Source organism: Lentzea sp. NPDC059081 (genome assembly GCF_042738015.1).
Taxonomy (GTDB): Bacteria; Actinomycetota; Actinomycetes; order Mycobacteriales; family Pseudonocardiaceae; genus Lentzea.
In genome coordinates, this window is the sequence record NZ_JBHYGW010000026.1 from 66920 (window position 1) to 84499 (window position 17580).

General features: G+C 70.0%; 17 protein-coding genes. 5 read left to right on the top strand and 12 right to left on the bottom strand.

The window, feature by feature from the left end; genetic code table 11:
* Positions 1-24: 24 nt before the first annotated feature.
* Entirely contained in the window at positions 25-582 is a 558-nt protein-coding gene (locus ACFWV3_RS36690; protein WP_382418427.1) for a YceI family protein, read from the bottom strand.
* Between the two features lie 94 nt (positions 583-676).
* Here ACFWV3_RS36690 and ACFWV3_RS36695 point away from each other — a divergent pair, with 94 nt between their 5' ends.
* Positions 677-1210, top strand: a complete 534-nt coding sequence (locus ACFWV3_RS36695; RefSeq protein WP_382418429.1) for a MarR family winged helix-turn-helix transcriptional regulator — start codon at positions 677-679, stop codon at positions 1208-1210.
* Here the strand turns inward: ACFWV3_RS36695 and ACFWV3_RS36700 are convergent.
* Complete coding sequence (locus ACFWV3_RS36700) at positions 1115-2059, bottom strand: helix-turn-helix domain-containing protein (protein ID WP_382418431.1); 945 nt, start codon at positions 2057-2059, stop codon at positions 1115-1117. The two genes, ACFWV3_RS36695 and ACFWV3_RS36700, sit on opposite strands and share 96 nt — an antisense overlap.
* Before the next feature lie 71 nt (positions 2060-2130).
* Between ACFWV3_RS36700 and ACFWV3_RS36705 the strand changes: the two genes are divergently transcribed.
* A complete protein-coding gene (locus ACFWV3_RS36705) occupies positions 2131-2280 on the top strand; it encodes a hypothetical protein (RefSeq protein ID WP_382418433.1) in 150 nt (49 codons plus the stop codon).
* A 4-nt stretch (positions 2281-2284) separates the two neighbouring features.
* Here ACFWV3_RS36705 and ACFWV3_RS36710 read toward each other — a convergent pair whose 3' ends face one another.
* The gene (locus ACFWV3_RS36710) at positions 2285-3439 is read right to left on the bottom strand and encodes a citrate/2-methylcitrate synthase (RefSeq protein ID WP_382418435.1); all 1155 of its coding nucleotides are present in this window, start codon (positions 3437-3439) and stop codon (positions 2285-2287) included.
* 42 nt (positions 3440-3481) lie between these two features.
* Between ACFWV3_RS36710 and ACFWV3_RS36715 the strand changes: the two genes are divergently transcribed.
* Both ACFWV3_RS36715 and ACFWV3_RS36720 read left to right on the top strand, forming a co-directional pair.
* The gene (locus ACFWV3_RS36715; RefSeq protein WP_382418437.1) at positions 3482-4603 is read left to right on the top strand and encodes a citrate synthase; all 1122 of its coding nucleotides are present in this window, start codon (positions 3482-3484) and stop codon (positions 4601-4603) included.
* Positions 4604-4983: 380 nt separating this feature from the next.
* Positions 4984-6096 (top strand): acyltransferase, encoded by a 1113-nt coding sequence (locus tag ACFWV3_RS36720; RefSeq protein WP_382418439.1) that lies wholly within the window; start codon positions 4984-4986, stop codon positions 6094-6096.
* On the opposite strand, the gene ACFWV3_RS36725 is transcribed toward ACFWV3_RS36720, so the two are convergent.
* The 9 genes from ACFWV3_RS36725 to ACFWV3_RS36765 all read right to left on the bottom strand — a co-directional run bounded on the left by ACFWV3_RS36725 (position 6059) and on the right by ACFWV3_RS36765 (position 16565).
* A complete protein-coding gene (locus tag ACFWV3_RS36725) occupies positions 6059-7765 on the bottom strand; it encodes a 1-deoxy-D-xylulose-5-phosphate synthase (protein WP_382418441.1) in 1707 nt (568 codons plus the stop codon). The genes ACFWV3_RS36720 and ACFWV3_RS36725 overlap by 38 nt on opposite strands.
* Positions 7755-8696 carry a 4-hydroxy-3-methylbut-2-enyl diphosphate reductase gene (locus ACFWV3_RS36730; protein ID WP_382418443.1) on the bottom strand — a complete coding sequence of 314 codons (942 nt, stop codon included), beginning with the start codon at positions 8694-8696 and terminating at the stop codon, positions 7755-7757. The genes ACFWV3_RS36725 and ACFWV3_RS36730 overlap by 11 nt, the downstream gene beginning before the upstream one ends.
* A gap of 11 nt (positions 8697-8707) precedes the next feature.
* Positions 8708-9766, bottom strand: coding sequence for a family 2 encapsulin nanocompartment cargo protein polyprenyl transferase (locus ACFWV3_RS36735; RefSeq protein ID WP_382418445.1), 1059 nt, complete (start codon positions 9764-9766; stop codon positions 8708-8710).
* 2 nt (positions 9767-9768) lie between these two features.
* On the bottom strand, positions 9769-11169 hold the full coding sequence (locus ACFWV3_RS36740) for a family 2B encapsulin nanocompartment shell protein (protein WP_382418446.1): 1401 nt from the start codon (positions 11167-11169) through the stop codon (positions 9769-9771).
* Between the two features lie 27 nt (positions 11170-11196).
* Positions 11197-12201: a hypothetical protein gene (locus ACFWV3_RS36745; protein ID WP_382418448.1), complete on the bottom strand. Its 1005-nt coding sequence runs from the start codon at positions 12199-12201 to the stop codon at positions 11197-11199.
* A complete protein-coding gene (locus tag ACFWV3_RS36750; protein ID WP_382418450.1) occupies positions 12194-13261 on the bottom strand; it encodes a hypothetical protein in 1068 nt (355 codons plus the stop codon). The genes ACFWV3_RS36745 and ACFWV3_RS36750 overlap by 8 nt, the downstream gene beginning before the upstream one ends.
* Before the next feature lie 20 nt (positions 13262-13281).
* A complete protein-coding gene (locus ACFWV3_RS36755; RefSeq protein WP_382418452.1) occupies positions 13282-14688 on the bottom strand; it encodes a family 2B encapsulin nanocompartment shell protein in 1407 nt (468 codons plus the stop codon).
* Between the two features lie 405 nt (positions 14689-15093).
* A complete protein-coding gene (locus ACFWV3_RS36760) occupies positions 15094-15564 on the bottom strand; it encodes a heme-degrading domain-containing protein (protein WP_382418454.1) in 471 nt (156 codons plus the stop codon).
* The gene (locus ACFWV3_RS36765) at positions 15561-16565 is read right to left on the bottom strand and encodes a Gfo/Idh/MocA family oxidoreductase (RefSeq protein ID WP_382418456.1); all 1005 of its coding nucleotides are present in this window, start codon (positions 16563-16565) and stop codon (positions 15561-15563) included. The genes ACFWV3_RS36760 and ACFWV3_RS36765 overlap by 4 nt, the downstream gene beginning before the upstream one ends.
* A gap of 38 nt (positions 16566-16603) precedes the next feature.
* Between ACFWV3_RS36765 and ACFWV3_RS36770 the strand changes: the two genes are divergently transcribed.
* The gene (locus ACFWV3_RS36770) at positions 16604-17578 is read left to right on the top strand and encodes an ROK family transcriptional regulator (RefSeq protein ID WP_382418458.1); all 975 of its coding nucleotides are present in this window, start codon (positions 16604-16606) and stop codon (positions 17576-17578) included.
* Positions 17579-17580: the final 2 nt, after the last annotated feature.

The window sequence follows — 17580 nt, forward strand, 5'->3', positions numbered from 1 at the left end:
GCTGTCGTGGTGGAGCGGCCTGCGTCAGGCCTGCTTGATCGCGGAGATCTCGAACTCGAGCACGACCTTCTCGCTCACCAGCACGCCGCCGGCCTCGAGCGCCGCGTTCCAGCTGACGCCGTAGTCCTTGCGGTTGATGGTGTGCGAGCCCTCGAAGCCCACGCGGGTGTTGCCGAACGGGTCGACGGCCACGCCCTCGAAGGCGAACGGGATGGTGATGTTCTTGGTGACGTCCTTGATGGTGAGGTCACCGGTGATCTCGAAGTTGTCGTCGTCGATCTGCTTCGCGGAGGTCGAGACGAACTTGATCTCCGGGTAGGTCTCGACGTCGAGGAACTCGTTGGTGGTCAGGTGACCGTCGCGCTGCGCGTTGCGGGTGTCGATGCTCGCGGCCTTCAGCGTGACCTCGGCGGTGGTGTTCTCCGGCTTGTCGCCGTCGATCTTGATCTTGCCGTCGAACTCGTTGAACGCACCGCGAACCTTCGTGACCATCGCGTGGCGAGCGACGAAGCCGATGCGGGAGTGCGAGACGTCGATGACGTAGTCGCCGGTCAGTTCGGTGAGGTTGGTGGCGGTGGTCATGGTGGTCAGTCCTTCGGTAGTTCGACTTGGTTGAAGTGTCATCCACCCTGCCCGAACGTGGATGATGTGTCAACTATTCCCGTATGCTGAGCTGGTGACACGATGGTTGGAACCTGAGCAGCAGCGTGCGTGGCGTGCCTACGTCCGCATGCAGGGGGAGCTGAATGCGCATCTGAGCAGGCAGATGTCGGTCGACTCGGACCTGTCGATGGCCGACTTCGCCGTGCTGGTGCAGCTCACCGACACGCGTGACGAGCGCGTGCGCGTACTGGAGCTCGCACGGTCGTTGCAGTGGGAGAAGAGCCGTATCTCACATCACGTCGCACGGATGGAGAAGCGCGGACTCGTGCGTCGGGAGAGCTGCGGCAGCGACGGGCGCGGGTCGTTCGTCGTGCTGACGGACGCGGGCCGGTCCGCGATCGAGGCCGCCGCGCCGGCGCACGCCGAGATGGTGCACAAGCTGGTGTTCGACGTGCTCGACGGCACCGAGGTCGAGTCGCTGCGGGAGATCTCCGAGAAGATCTTCGCGCGGTTAACGACCGGCGAATGCGCGGCGGTAGTCGCTCGGTGCGATGCCGACGACCCGGTGGAAGTGGTGGCGGAGGAGAGCGGCTGTCCCGAAGCCTGACCTGGTGGCCACGGCGTCCACGTCCAGGTCGGACTCCTCCAGCAGCCTGCGCGCGTGCAGCACCCGCTGGAGCGACAGCCACTTGTTCGGGGTGGTGCCGGTCTCCGCGGTGAACCGGCGCGCGAACGTCCGCTCGGACATCACGGCGAGCTTCGCCATGGACGCCACCGTGTGGTTGTCCGCGATCGTGGCGAGCACCCGCTCCAGCACCGGCTCGAGGCTGTCGGAGCTGCACTCCGGGATCGGGAGCTCCACGAACTGCCGCTGACCGCCGTCGCGCTGCGGTGCCACGACCATCCTGCGCGCGATGGTGTTGGCGATCTTGGTGCCGAGCTCCCTGCGGACGAGGTGCAGGCACGCGTCGATGCCCGCGGCCGTCCCGGCGCTCGTGATGATGTTCCCGTCGTCGACGAACAGCACGTCCGGGTCGAGCCGGGCCTTCGGGAAGCGTTCCTGGAACTGCCGCACCTCACGCCAGTGCGTGGTGCAGTGCCGGTCGTCCAGCAGGCCCGCCGCGCCGAGGATGAACGCCCCGCTGCACACGCTGAGCAGCGTCGCGTCGGTCTCCTGGAGCGCCTTGACGAGCTTCTCCGGGTACTCGTCGCGGACGCGGGCGGCGGGGAGCGCGACGAGGTCGACGCTCTGCAGCGCGTCGAACCCGTAGTCCGGCGTGATGCTCACGCCCCGGACGTTCGTGACCACCGGCTCGTTCGGCAGCTCGCCGCACACGCGGAAGTCGACCAGCGGCACGCCCTCCTCGGTCCGGTCGACGCCGAACACCTCGCAGAGCAGGCCGAACTCGAACGGCGCGACGCCGTCGATGAGGGGAACCGCCACCGATCGCAGCATGGCAGGATTTTAGCGCGCGTCGTCAGATCTGCCACTGTTGGCGGGATATTGCTGCCCGCAAACTTACTGACATGACTCTTGCAGCGATCGTCCTCCTGGTGGCAGGCCTCTCCGTCTGGCTCGACCGGCACCGTGACCGCACCGCCGGCCTGGCAGGCTCCTCCGACGTCCACGACCGCGACCGCGTCCGGGTGCATGACGACCTGCGGTACCTCACCTGACAGTTCATGCGCTTCCCGGCTCGGTGATGCGCGGCTCGGTGACATGCAGGTGGGTGATGCGCGGTTCGGGACCCGTGTAGCGGGCGACCGGGCGGATGATCTTCGTGTCCTCGGACTGCTCGAGCGCGTTGGCACACCACCCGATCACCCGGCTGCACGCGAACGTCGGCGTGAACATCTCGCGCGGGATGCCGCACTGCTCCATCACCACGCCGGCGTAGAACTCCACGTTCGCGTACAGCTGCCGGCCGGGCTTGAGCTCGGCCAGCAGCTCCGTGACCCTGCGCTCCACCGTGACGGCGAAGTCCGTGAGGCCGGTCGGGTGCTCCTGCGCGATCTCCCGGAGCAGGCGCGCCCGCGGGTCCTCGGTCTTGTAGACGGCGTGGCCGAAGCCCATGATCCGGTCGCCCTGCTCGATGCGCTCGCGGACCCACGCGTCGATGTTGTCCGGCGACCCGATCAGGTCGAGCGCTTCCAGCGCCCGGTCGGGTGCGCCGCCGTGCAGTGGTCCGGAGAACGTGCCGATCGCCGCCGTCACCGCGGACACGACGTCCGCTCCTGCGCTCGCGACGACGCGTGCGGTGAAGGTTGACGCGTTGAACCCGTGGTCGACCGTCGCAATCAAGTACTGCTCGACAGCACGACTCGTCCACGTTGACGGCTCCTGTCCAGTCAACATGTACAACCAGTTCGCCGACGTTGACAAATCAACCCTGGGGTTGACGGGATCAAGTCCGTGCTTGATCCGGTGCAGTGCAGCCAGGATCGTCGGCGTCATCGCGCTGACCTTGAGCGCGTCCGCCTTGCGCGTGCTCATCGGTGCGTCCCACATCGGCTGTGACGGCACCATGGACAGTGCGGTCCTCAGCCCCGCCAGTGCTGTGCACCCCGACCGCGCGATCGAGGGCAACACTTCACTGATCGCCGCTGGCAGCGCCCGCAGCTCCGCTGCCCGCGCGGCGAACTCCGCGGCCTCGTCCGGGTTCGGCAGGCGGCCCTCGGCGAAGAGGAACCACACGTCCTCGAACGACCGCGTCCTGGCCAGTTCGATCGCGTCGTGCTCGCGGTAGTGGTAATAGCCCGCGGCACCGTTCACGTCCCCGATCAGGGTCGTGGTGACGACGACGTCTTTAAGCCCTTTGGGTGCATCAATCAACATGGACAAGAGAGTCCGTCAACATGTCTTGTACAGTCAACGTTGATGGAATCAATGTTGACGACGAATCAAGCTGCCCGTCGCCTGGGCGTGAAGCCGGCGACGGTCTACGCGTACGTCAGCCGCGGACTCCTGACCAGCAAGAAGGTCAACCGCTCCAGCATGTTCGGCGTGGCCGAGGTGGAAGCCCTGGCGCAACGCACCGGTGCTCGCGGAGCAGTGGCCGCTGTGACCGATCGCATCCGCACCAGGATCTCTCTCCTGGAGAACGACCGCCTGTTCTACCGGGGCCGCTCCGTCCCCGCGCTCGCCGGCACGAGGCGCTTCGAGGACGTCGCGCACTGGCTGTGGACCGAGATCGACTCGACGGACCTGCAGTTCCCCGAGGGCCAGGAGATCTGGATGGCCCTGCCGGACAGCGCCACCCTGACCGACCGCGTCCGGGTGGCCGTGGCCCTCGCCGGAGCCGGCGACCCGCTGCGCTTCGACCTGGACCGCGGCGTCACGACGGCCAAGTCCCTGATCGCCGACGTCGTGGAGTCGCTGCCCCTGATCGGCCGCCCTCACGGTACCGACATCGCCGACCGCCTCTGGGCCCGCCTCTCCCCGCTGCCCCCGCAGCCGGACCTGCTGAACGCCGCCCTGATCCTGCTGGCCGACCACGACCTGGCGATCTCGACGATGGCGGCCAGGGTGGCAGCCTCGGCCCACGCCCACCCGTACGCCGTCGTGTCCGCGGGACTGGGCGCCATGGAGGGCCAGAAGCACGGCACCGCCACCACCATCGCCCACCGCTTCCTGGCGCAGGCCGAGTCCGACCCGATGGGCGCCGTCGCCGAGAACCTGCGCTCAGGCGTCCCCATCCCCGGCTTCGGCCACCGCGTCTACCAGCAGCGCGACCCGCGAGCCGACCACCTGCTCGCCCTGCTGCGCAGCCACGGCGACCTGGTCGCGGACAAGGTGATCGGCACCCAGCAGCAGACGTTCCCCAACATCGACCTGGCCCTGGCCCAGTTCGGCCTGATGTTCGAGATGAGGCCGGACGCGGGCGAGGCCATCTTCGCGATCGCGCGGATCGTCGGGTGGATCGCGCACGCGATGGAGGAGTACAAGGAGCCGGGGCTGAGGTTCCGGGCGCTGGGCGTCTACACGGGGGACCGGCCGTAGCCCTGGCCGGCCGATGCCTGGGGCCGCACCGCGGGAGGGACGCGCGGCTGGGAGGCAGGCGAGTTCGGGCGTGCGGCTGAGCGCGCGGTGAGAACGACGTGCGGCGAAGGGGCGCACGACAAGGGAGGCGCGAGGCAAGCTGGGACCGTGCGCTGCAGGGAGGCGGCGGCCGCGGACTCGCCGGCGCCCTGACTCGTTGTTGCGCCGGCCGCCGCTGCCGCTCCGCCGCTGCCGCTCCGCCGCTGCTGTTGCCCTGTTCCGCCGCCGCCCGCCGTGAAGCGCTCACCTGCGGTCCGCCGCACCGCACCCTGCCCTGCCTCGGCGCGGTCCGCCCCCTTGGACGCTGGCGTCCGCGCCCCTCGAAGCGGACCATGAAACGCATGAGATTGTCCGCAGTGGACAACCTGAAGGTGATCCTGGTGGCGTGGGTCATCGGCGGCCACGCGCTGCTCGGGTACGCCGCCATCGGTGGCTGGCCCTACGACGAGGTCAACGAGGTCACGTTCCACCCCGGCGTGGAGACGGTGCTGGCGGCGGTGGTGGGGCCGTCCGGGTTGTTCTTCATGGGCACCTTCTACTTCATGGCCGGCATCTTCATGGCCGGCATCTTCACGCCCGGCTCGGTCGCGCGGAAGGGGCGGCGGCGGTTCGTCGTCGAGCGGTTGGCGCGGCTGGGGGTGCCGTGGGTGGTGACGGCGTTGGTGGTGTGGCCGACGTTCGTGTGGATCGCCTACAACGGGGCGGGGCGCCAGGTCTCGTGGTGGCAGGCGTTCACGGACCGCAAGCCGTTCCTGGACAGCGGGTCGTTGTGGTTCGTCGGGGTGTTGCTGATCTTCAGCATCGGGGTCGCGCTCGCGCCGCCGCTCAAGGAGCGTGCCATCACGGCCACGCACGTCGTGGGGATGACCGTGGTGGTGGCGGGTACGACGTTCCTGACGCGCCTGGTGTTCCCGGCGCGCAGCGGGCAGGTCGGCGACCTGCACCTGTGGTGGTGGCCGCAGTGTCTCGGGATGTTCCTGCTGGGCGCCATCGGCGGGCGCAAGCTCGCGGAACGGGTGCCGGACGAGATCTACCGGCTCACACGGGGTGTCGTCATCGGCACGATCGCGTTGCTGCCGGTGGCCGCGGCGCTCATGGGAGTGCTGGACCTGGCCGAGAGCGCGGAGCCGTTCCTCGGCGGGTTCCGGTGGCAGGCGGCGGTGCTCGCGCTGGTGGAGGGGACGCTCGTGGTGGCGGGGAGTTTGTGGCTTATAGGGCTGGCGCAGCGCAGGCTGACCGGCCAAGGGCCCCTCGCCGAAGGGCTGGCGCGGTCTGCCTACGTCGCGTTCGTCGTGCAGGGGCCGATCCTGCTGAGCCTCGCCACGGCGCTGCGGCCGCTTGACCTGCCCGCGGAGGTGAAAGCGCCGGTGGTGGGGGCGGGGGCTGTCGCGGTGGCGTTCGCCATCGGGTGGCTCGTCACTTCACGCCGAGGCGCTTCAGCACGCTCGTCGTGATGCCGGCGGCGTCCAGGCCGTGGGCGCGCATGATGCGGGCGCGTGAGTCGTGCGGCAGGAAGCGTGGTGGCAGGGCGAACGTCGCCACGCACGTCGGAGAACCCGCCAGGGCTTGACCCAGGCGCGAGCCCAGCGCTCCGGTGGACGTCGTGTCCTCCACGGCGAGGACCAGGCGGTGCTGGCCGCTGTACTTGACGAGGTGCGGGTCCAGCGGAGCGGTCCAGCGCGGGTCGACCACGGTGACGCGCACGTCGTGCGAGGCGAGTTCCGCGGCGGCGGCGAGACAGGGCGCTGCCAGCGGGCCGACGGCGACGAGCAGGACCTCGGCGTCCGGGACCTCGTGCAGTACGTCGAAGTGGCTCACACGGCGCAATGCGGGGATGTCGGGACCGATAGTGGCCTTCGGGTAACGCACGACCGTCGGTCCGTCGGACACCTCGACGGCCTCACGCAGCAAAGCGCCCAACGACGCGGGGTCGCGCGGTGCGGCGAGGCGCAGGCCCGGCACGACGGGCAGCACCGAGGCGTCCCACATGCCGTGGTGCGACGCGCCGTCCGGGCCCGTCACGCCGGCGCGGTCCAGCACGAACGTGACCGGCAACCGGTGCAGCGCCACGTCCATCAGCAGCTGGTCGAAGGCGCGGGACAGGAACGTCGCGTACACGGCGATGACCGGGTGCAGACCGCCCATCGCCATGCCGGCGGCGGACGTCACGGCGTGCTGCTCGGCGATGCCGACGTCGAAGATCCGCGACGGGAAGCGTTGCGCGAACGGCCGCAGCCCCACCGGACCCAGCATCGCCGCGGTCAGGCAGACGACGTCCTGGCGTTCGGCACCGAGCTGGACGATCTCGTCGGAGAACACGTCGGTCCAGGTCCGCCCGCCGGACGAGCCGGAGGCGCCGACGGCGTGCATGCGGTCGGCCTCGTCGGTCTCCGCGGCGGGATGTCCCTTGCCCTTCACGGTCTTGCAGTGCACGACGACCGGCCGGCCGAGGGCCTTGGCCTCCCACAGCGCGTTCTCGACGGCGTGCACGTCGTGGCCGTCGATCTCACCGAGGTAGGCGAGCCCCAGCGCCTCGAACAGGCCGCGGGCCGAGCCGTCGAGCAACGACGCCGCGAACCCGCCCGCCGTGGCGTCGTAGGAGCGGCCGTTGTCGTTCAGCAGCACCACGACCGGCCGCGCCGCACCGCCGATGTTGTTCAGCGCCTCCCAGCACATCCCACCGGTCAGCGCGCCGTCGCCGACGACCGCCACCACCCGCCGGTCGGCGCCGCCGAGCTCGAACGCCTTGGCCAGACCGTCCGCATAGGACAGTGCGGTCGAGGCGTGCGAGTTCTCGATGACGTCGTGCGCCGACTCGGCCGCGGACGGGTAGCCGGACAGGCCGCCGGCCTGGCGCAGTGAGTCGAAGTCGGAGCACCGGCCGGTCAGCATCTTGTGCACGTACGACTGGTGCCCGGTGTCGAACAGCACCACGTCCGTGGGCGAGGAGAACACCCGGTGCAGCGCGATGGTCAGCTCGACGGCACCGAGGTTCGGGCCGAGGTGGCCACCGGTCCGGCACACCTTGGTGACCAGGAACGCCCGGATCTCCGCGGCCAGCGTGCACAGCTCGGACGACGACAGCGCCCGCACGTCCGCGGGCGAGGTGATGTCAGCCAGCACGGCGCACCGCCAGCGGCAGCGTGAACGCGATCGTCTCGGTCGCGGTCGTGTGCGTCGACACCGAGACCGACCCGAACGCCTCCAACGCCCTGACCACCTCCTCCACCAGCTCCGGTGGGGCGGAGGCGCCGGCCGACAGACCGACCGACGACACGCCGTCGAGCCACGCCGGGTCGATCTCGGACGCGTCGTCGATCAGGTGCGCGGGGGTGCCGCCGCGAGCCGCGAGCTCGACCATCCGCACCGAGTTGGAGGAGTTGCGGGACCCCACGACCAGCACGAGGTCCGACTGCTCGGCCACCTCCCGGATCGCGATCTGCCGGTTCGTGGTCGCGTAGCAGATGTCGTCCGACCCCGGCCCGCGCAGCTGCGGGAACTTCCGGCGCAGCGCCGCGACCACCTCGGCCGTCTCGTCCACGGCCAGCGTCGTCTGCGTCAGGTACGACACCGGTCCGGTGATGTCCAGCGCGAGGACGTCGTCGACGGTCTCGACGAGCACCATCCGGTCCGGCGCTTCGCCCAGCGTCCCCTCGACTTCCTCGTGCCCGGCGTGCCCGACCAGCACGATCGTGTCGCCGCGGTCGGCGAACCGCCGCGCCTCCGAGTGCACCTTCGCCACGAGAGGACAGGTCGCGTCCAGCACGTCCAACGACCGCTCACGAGCCTCCGCGCGCACGGCCGGAGAGACGCCGTGCGCGGAGAACACCGCAGTGGCACCCAAAGGCACCTCGGACAGCTCCTCCACGAACACGGCGCCACGGGCCTCCAGCGACCGCACGACGTGGACGTTGTGCACGATCTGCTTGCGCACGTAGACGGGGCCGCCGCGCTGGTCGAGCAGTCGTTCCACGATCTCGATCGCCCGCTCCACCCCGGCGCAGAACGACCGGGGTGAGGCGAGCAGCACCGAACGCGGCGGGTGTTCCGTCATCGGCTGGCCTTTCAGTGGTCTCGGTGGGTCACCAGCTGGGCGAGCGTGCCGAGCTCGACCGCCGCGCGCGCGGTCGGTGAGGCCTCGCCGAGGTGGACCAGCGCCTGCGTGTGCAGCTCGTCGGCCTGCGCCTGGCTCCACGCCCGGCCACCGGCCGCGTCGACCAGGAACGCCGCCCGCGCAAGCGTTTCCTGGCTCAACTCCTCCGTGCCGCAGTACAACGACGCCAGCTCGGCGGAGGCGGCCACACCGGCGTTCAGCGCGCGCACGACCGGCAGTGACTTCTTGCGGTTCACCAGGTCCGAGTGGACGGCCTTGCCGGTCACCGCCGGGTCGCCCCAGATGCCGAGCAGGTCGTCCACGTGCTGGAACGCCAGCCCCAGCTCCGCGCCGTACCCGCGCATCGCCTCGATCTGGAGGTCCGATCCGTTGCCGTACAACGCGCCCAGGGCCGTCGACGCGCCGAGGAGCGCGCCCGTCTTGCCGCGCGCCATCTGCTCGACCTCGGACACCACGACGTCGGACCGCGACTCGAAGTCGAGGTCGTACGCCTGCCCTTCGAGCAACGCCACCGTGGCATCACCCAACGTCCGGATGGCCTCCAGCGCACGCGGGTGCCTCGACGCGGCGAGGACGTCCACGGCCAGCGCCTGCAACGCGTCACCGGCCAGGATCGCCGCGCTGACACCGAACACCGTCCACGCCGTGGCGCGGTGGCGCCGGGTCGTGTCGCGGTCCATCACGTCGTCGTGCAGCAACGAGAAGTTGTGGATCAGCTCCACGGCGACGGCGGCCGGTACGGCGTCGGCCGGGGTGCCGCCGACGGCTTCGGCCGCCAGCAGCACCAACGCGGGGCGGATCGCCTTGCCGCCGTTCTCCAGCACCGGGTTGCCGTACTCGTCGCGCCACCCGTGGTGGTACTCCGCGACCGCGCGCAACGACGGCGGCAGCTGGTCGACTGCCCTGCGCAGAGCCGGCAGCACGAGGCTCCGGCTCCACGCCAGCACGTCGCCCGCCGGACGCCCGGCGGCGAGTGGTTCGGTCCTCTCCCCGAAGGTCTGCGCTGTCATGACTACAGACCGACCTCGACGTTCTCCAGCACGCCCAGCGCGTCCGGCACGAGGATCGCGGCCGAGTAGTACGTCGACACCAGGTACTTGAGCATCGCGTGCTCGTCGACGCCCATGAACCGCACGTTCAGGCCGGGCTCGTACTCGTCCGGGATGCCGGTCTGGCGCAGGCCGACGACGCCCTGCTTCTCCTCGCCGAGGCGCATCGCGAGGATCGACGTGGTGCCGTTCTTGTTCACCGGGATCTTGTCGCACGGCGCGATCGGGATGCCGCGCCACGTCTGCAGCTGCTGGCCCTCGACGTCGGCGGTCGGCGAGTAGAGGCCGCGCGAGTTCAGCTGGCGGCCGAACGCCGCGATCGCCCTGGGGTGGGCGAGGATGAGCTTGGTGTTGCGGCGCCGCGAGATCAGCTCGTCCATGTCGTCCGGCGTGACCGGGCCGGAGTGCGTGCTGATCCGCTGCCTGAGGTCGGCGTTCGCGATGAGGCCGAACTCCTTGTTGTTGACCAGCTCGAACTCCTGGCGCTCGCGCAGGGCCTCGATCGTGAGCCGCAGCTGGTGCTCGACCTGGTCCATCGGCTGGCTGTAGAGGTCGGCGACGCGGGTGTGCACGCGCAGGATCGTCTGCGCCACCGAGAGCTCGTACTCGCGCGGCCGCAGCTCGTAGTCGACGAACGTGCCGGGCAGCACCGGCTCGCCGTCGTGGCCCGACGCGATGTCGATCTCGGCCTCGCCATGCTTGTTCGACGTCTTCGACGGGTTCGCGAGCTGCTGGGCGATGTGCTCGTGCAGCGGCCCGATCTGGCTTTCCAGCTGGGCGAACGCCGCCCGCGTCAGCACCACGGCGGTGGTCGGCGTCAACGCGCGCGCCGTGAAGCTCCACTCCTTGTCGGCACCGGCGAGGACCGGCTCGTCGCCGATGTACTCGCCGTCCGCGATCGTGCCGAGCGCCACGTCGTCGCCGTACTCGCCGCGGCCGGTCTTGGTGACCTTGCCGTGCGCGATGACGACGATCTCGTCGACGGAGGCGCCGCGCTGCGCGATCACGTCGCCCGGCTGGTACTCGCGCTGCTCGAAGCGGTTCGCCACGGCCGTGAGCGCCGCCTCGTCCTCGAACCCGCGCAGCAGCACGAACTCGCCCAGCTCCTGCGGCACGATCCGCACCTCGGAGCCGACGCTGGTGAACGTGACGCGGCCGTCGCCGATCGCGTAGCTGAGCCGCCGGTTCACCCGGAACGCGCCGCCCTTGGCCTCGACCCACGGCAGCATGCGCAGCAGCCAGCGGGGCGAGATGCCCTGCATCTGCGGTGCGGACTTGGTGGTCGTGGCGAGGTTGCGCGCCGCGGCCCGCGAGAGGCTGAGCTGCTGGTCCTCGATCCCGAGGCCCGGATCGGTAACAGTCACTGCGAGTCCTGCCAATCTGTGTTGGTACTAGCGGACGAGAACCGCGGCGGTGCCGAGTCCGCTGGGGGAGTGGAACGACTTCCGGGTGGGGACCGGGGAGTGGCTGAACCTGCCGGACCGCTGCGTCCACAGCAGCTCACCGGCCAGCCACGACTTGAGCGCCTCGACGTACCGGCGCACCGCGGCCTTCGCCTCCGCGTCGAGCCCGTACTCCGCGGCGACCGACGGCAGTTCCTCGATGATCACGCCGATCTGCCGCAGCCGGGCCGCGATCAGGTCGGCGACGACCGAGACCGCCTCCTGCAGACCGCAGCCGAAGAACTCCTGCACCGCGAGCACGGCACTCGTCGTGCTGCCGCCCGTGGCGTAGCTGTGGTCGAAACCGACGATCTCCTGGCGCAACGCCGGTACGTCGCCGAACGAGTCGACGAGTGCCCGCATCGTGCTGTTGCGCAACAGGTCTTCCGGCAGCTCGGCTCCGACGGACTTGCGCGCGAGCTTCGCGGAGAGGTCCGTGGCGATCGACCGGCGCCGCATCTCGACGAGGTCGATCGGGTCGGGCACGCGGCCCTGCGCGGTGTTGTGCAGCTCCCACAGCAACGCGTCCAGGAACTCGGTGAGGTGCTCGTGGTCCTCGGCGTCCAGAGTGGACCGCGAGACGAGGTCGGCGAGGCCTTTCTCCGCCGGGCTCATCGGCGAGGACCCGGACAGCACCGACTTCAGGCCGGCGACGAACGCCTTGCCGCCCACGACGTTGCGCGGCCGCAGGAACCCGTCCCGGAACGCGTCGGTCACGTAGAAGCCCCACGTGTGCCAGTCGTTGATGTGCGTCAGGTCGTCGAACGACGCCGTCGGGTGGGTCAGCGGGCCGAAACCGCCGTAGTCCGCGGCGTCGAAGAACGCCTCGGTCCACGGCGCGCCGCCCAGCATCCCCATGTCGCGCACCCAGGTCTTGGTGTGCTGACGGACGCGGTCCACGTGCGGCGAGAGCCGTGCGGCGAAGGGCATGTCGAACGCGGGAACCTCAATCACGGGCCACCCCCAGCCACGCCGCGGACGTGCCCAGACCGGTCGGCCCGCGCAGGATCGTGCGGAAGAACGCGCTGTTGCCCGCGCCGCCGCCCTCCGCCTTGGTGTAGCGGCCGGCGTGCAGGTGCCATTCGTGCCCGCCGGACTGCCAGTCCTGCAGGCCCTTCACGTACCGGAGCACGCGCGCCTGTTCCTCCGGGCTCAGGGAGCTCTCGGCGAACAGCTGCGGCAGCTCGGTGAACACCGTGTTCTCGAACTGGTGCAGGCGCGAGGTCAGCAACGAGTTCACGGCCTCGACCGCGGTCTGCGTGTCGTGGCCGAAGAACTTCTCGAACACGAGGACCCCGTTGGAGTTCTCGCCCTCCCGCAACACCTCCCGTTCGTACGAGAAGATGTCGTTGCGCAGGTGGATCGCGTCCGAGAACGTGTCGGAGAGGACCCGCAACGGACGCGTGCCCGCCACGGACGCGGGCACCTCGGCCGCCTCGGAGACCTCCACCAGGTTCGCCGACCACGGCGCGCCACCGACCTTGCGGCGCATCTCGATGTACTCGATCGGGTTGGCGACCGTGCCGCTCTCGATGTTCTTGATCTCCCACATGCACTCGAGCAGCAGGTTGTGGGTGCTCGTGGTGAACCGGCGCCGCCAGTCCTGCGACATCAGCGGGATCGTCCGCTGCCACAGGTCGACGAGGCCGCGTTCGGTCGGGTTGACGGGCTCCGGCCACGGGTCGGTGCCGTTGAGCGGCATGAACGCCGGCAGCCGGTCGAGGTAGGCCTTCGCCCCGCTGATGTCCTTGGTCTGCTTGAACTCCGCGAAGAACTCGTCGTCGAAGTAGAAGACCCAGACGTACCAGTCCGTGATGAGGTCGAGGATCTCCGGGGGCGCGTCCGGGTGGGTCCACGCGCACATGAACCCGTAGTCGTCGCCCGCGAGGACCTCGTCGGTCCACACCCCGGTGTCGAGCATCCCCATGTCCCGCGCCCACTGCGTCGAGTGGGCGCGGGCGCGGTCGAGGTGCGGGTTCCTGCGCGCCGGGTGCGGCACGTAGAACTCCGGCATGCTGAAGGAGGCCAACGCTCTTAGCCCTCGCGGCCGAGCTCGACGTGCTCCAGCACACCGATCGCGTCGGGCACCATGATCGCGGCCGAGTAGTAGGCGCTGACCAGGTAGTTGATGATCGCCTGGTCGTTGATGCCCATGAACCGCACCGACAGGCCGGGCTGGTACTCGTCAGGGATGCCGGTCTGGTGCAGGCCGATGACGCCCTGGTTCTGCTCGCCGGTGCGGATCAGCATGACCGACGACGTGCGGGTGTCCGAGATCGGGATCTTGTTGCACGGCAGCACGGGGATGCCGCGCCACGCCGGCACCTGCTGGCCGTTGAAGTCGATGTGCTGCGGGTACAGGCCCCGCCTGTTGAGCTCGCGGCCGAACGCGGCGATCGTGCGCGGGTGGGCGACGAAGTAGCCGGGGTCCTTCCACACGATCGACAGCAGCTCGTCGAAGTCGTCCGGGGTGGGCGGGCCGGACCGGGTGTGGATGCGCTGCTTGAGGTCCGCGTTGTGCAGCAGGCCGAACGAGCGGTTGTTGACGATCTCGTGCTCCTGGCGCTCGCGCAGGGCCTCGATCGTGAGCCGCAGCTGCTGCTCGACCTGGTCCATCGGGTTGTTGTAGAGGTCGGCGACCCGGCTGTGGACCTGCAGCACGGTCTGCGCGACGCTCAGCTCGTACTCGCGCGGCGTGAGCTCGTAGTCGACGAACGTGCCGGGCAGGACGGGCTCGCCGTCGTGGCCGGACGCCATGTCGATCTCGGCCTCGCCGTGCTCGTCCTGCGGCTTGTTGCGGCTGTTGAACGTCTGCTGGATGTGCGCGCGCAGGCCGCCTGCCTCGCCGTTGAGCGCCTGGAAGTCGTCCCAGGTCAGGGTGAGCACGGTGACCGGGGTGACGGCCTTGGCGGTGAACTCCCACTCGCCCTGCGGCCCCGCCAGCACGGTCTCGCCGAAGTACTGGCCGTCGGCGAGGTTGCCGAGCACGGTCTGGCCGCCGTACTCGCCGGTGCCGACCTTGTCGACCTTGCCGTGCGCGATCAGCACGACCCGGTCCTTCGGGCGGCCCTTCTCGACGATGACCTCGCCGATGCCGAACTCCTGCTGCGCGAAGCGGCCGGCCAGCGCGGCGAGGACCTCCTCGTCGTCGAAGCCCTTCAGCAGCGCGAGCTCGGTGAGCTCCATCGGGACGACGCGGACCTCGGCGCCGATGTTGGTGAACGAGACGCGGCCGTCGCCCAGCGTGTAGGTGAGCCGCCGGTTGACGCGGTAGGCGCCACCCGCCGCCTGGACCCAGGGCAGCACCTTGAGCAGCCAGCGGGAGGTGATTCCCTGCATCTGCGGGACGGACTTGGTGGTCGTGGCCAGATTACGAGCGGCGGCCGTACCCAAACTCAGCTGCTGACGGCCCTCGTTGAGGTCAGAATCCGTCACGGTCACAACCCACACCCACCCATCTCACTGCGCTAATGGACCAATCCGATAAGCCGGAATGGACGTTAGTTCTCGCAATTGGAGACTGTGAAGGGGCCAAGAAGGCGACATTCGGGTGGGTGGCTTACGCCTGAAGTTGCTACTGAGCGTGCAACTTGTGCCGTAGTCAACGGTCTCCGCGTGACCGGGCGAGTGATCGCCGACTATTCGCGAGATACTGGAATGGGGTACTCGTTTGGCTCAGTAGGATCACTCTTTGGTGCGGAATTCAGGGTCGCTTTCGGTGCTATAAGACACCACTCCGAGTGGGTTCGGATCCACTCGAAGTGGTGTCTGTCGAAACTGCCGCATTGCCCGCGGTGCCGACCTGGTCCGAGGTCACGGATTTTGTGCCGACACCTATTCGTGCTATTACGCGTCGCGGGCGTTCAGAAAAGACTTGAGCTGGGTCACGACGAACTCGTGGTCGTCGGCCTGGGGCAGCCCCGAGACGCCGACCGTGCCGACGGGCCCGGTGCCGCGGACGATCACCGGGAAGACCCCGCCGTGCGCCGCGTAGAGCGCCGGGTCCAGGTGCACCTCGTCCTCGAACGCGCCGCCCTTCTCTCGGAACGTGGTGCCGACGTAGAACGAGCTGTGGCCGAACCGCTCGACGACGCGGGCCTTGCGCTCGAGCCAGCTGTCGTTGTCCGGCGAGGTGCCGGGCAGCGACGCGTGGAAGAGCCGGTGGCCGCCGCGTCGCACCGAGATCGCGATGGGCAGGCCCTGGTCGCGCGCGGCGTCGAGCAGGTGCAGGCCGAGGTCGATCGCGACGTCGTTGCCGAAGCGCGTGAACTGCAGCCGCCGCTCCTGGGCGAGCAGCTCCTCGCTGGTCGGGCTCACAGCTCCACCACCCTGTTCTCCCGTGCGGACGTGAACGCGGCCTCGATGACGCGCAGCGCGTCGACGGCGCCGGCCGGGTCGACCGGGACGCGCCCGTCCCGGAGCTCGGCGTAGAAGGTCTGGTACGAACCGGGTTCGACGGCGATCTCGGTCACCTGGCCGAGGACGCCGAGCCGGCCGGTGCGCTCCTCGTGGCCCCAGCCGGGGTCGGTGGGACGGCGGCCCGCGGCGAGCGCGTCCTCCTGCTCGTCCAGCCCGTCGATCTCGAACGCGCCCTCGCTGCCGAGCACCCGGAACCGCGGCCCGTGGTGGGCCGCGTGGGCGTTGGCCCACAGGTGCGAGCGGACGCCGTTCGCGTGCGTCAGCGCCACGAACACGTCGTCGTCGACCTGCGCGCCCGGCCGCCGCCGGTCCAGCTCGGCGTAGACGGTCGTGACCGGTCCGAAGAGCTGCAGGGCCTGGTCGACGAGGTGCGCGCCGAGGTCGTACAGCAGGCCGCCCGCCTCCCGCGGATCGCCGAACTCGCGCCAGTTGTCCCAGATCTCCGGGATCCAGCGCTCGAACCGCGACTCGAACCGCCGGACCTCGCCCAGCTTGCCGAGGACCTGGCGCAGGGTGAGGAAGTCGCTGTCCCAGCGACGGTTCTGGAAGACCGTGAGCGGCACGCCCTTCGCCCGTGCGGCGGCCAGCAGCTCCGCGGCCTCGGTCGACGCCGGTGCGAACGGTTTGTCGACGACGACCGCGACGCCCTGGTCGACGGCCCTGCGCGCGTACTCGGCGTGCGTGCGGTTCGGGGTGGCGACGACGACCAGGTCGAGGTCCATCCCGAACAGCTCGTCCGCGGTGACGACCGCCGCGTCCGGGTGCTCCGCGCGGACCCGCGCCTGCCGCTCCGGGTTCGCCGTGACGACCGCGACGAGGTCCACGCCCTCGGTGGAGGCGATGAGCGGGGCGTGGAAGACCCGTCCCGCGATGCCGTAGCCCAGAAGTCCGACTCTCATGCTTCCGATTAAAGCAACGCTGTTGAATAATTGCGAGCGTGGACCTCACCTCGCTGCGCTCGCACAACGACCGGACGGTGCTCGGCCTGGTCCGCTCAGGTGCTCTGAGCAGGGCTTCCATCGCCGAGGAGGCCGGGCTGACCCCGCAGGCGGTCTCCAAGATCGTGGCCAGGCTCGTCGAGGCGGGGCTGGTCGAGGAGACCGGCGCGGTGCGCGAGGGCGGGCGCGGCAAGCCCCGGATGTCGTTGCGGCTCGCGGCGGGCGGCGCGCACGCATACGGCGCCTACGTCGACCGTGACGAGCTGCGGGTGGTCCGGCTGGACCTCACCGGCGAGGTGGTGTCGTCGGACGTCGTGCCGCTCGCGCCCATGTTCACGCCCGACGACGTGCTGGCCGCGCTGGCGCCGTTGGTGAGCGCCGAGGAGAAGGTGCTCGGGCTCGGCATCGGGATCGCCGGCCCGCTCGACTTCGCCGGCGGCGTGGTGTCCCCGAACGGCCTGCCCGGCTGGGACTCCGTGCCGTTGCGGGCGCTGGCGGAGGAACGACTCGGGCTCCCGGTCGTGGTCGACAAGGACACCAACGCCGCCGTGCTCGCCGAGGCGTGGCGCCGGCCGCTGGAGGACGCCGCGCTGGTGTTCGTCGGCACCGGCCTGGGCGCGGGGTTCCTGCTCGGCGGGGAGGTCCACCGCGGTGCGCGGTCGGGTGCGGGGGAGTTCGGCCACACGACGATCCAGCTCGACGGTCCGCTGTGCGTGTGCGGACGGCGCGGGTGCGTCGAGGCGGTGCACGCGGCGTCGTCCGGAGTGGAGGCGGCACGGGTGCTGGGCGCGGCGGTGCGGAACCTGGTGCAGCTGCTGGACCTCGACCAGATCGTCCTGAGTGGACGGAAGGTGCTCGAGTCGCCAGAGCTGTACCTGCGGGCGATGCCGGACGTCGACGTGAGCCTGTCGTCGTACGGGCCGGACCTGGTGCCGGTGGGCGCGGGGCTGCTGGTTCTGGGCGAGTTGTTCTAGCA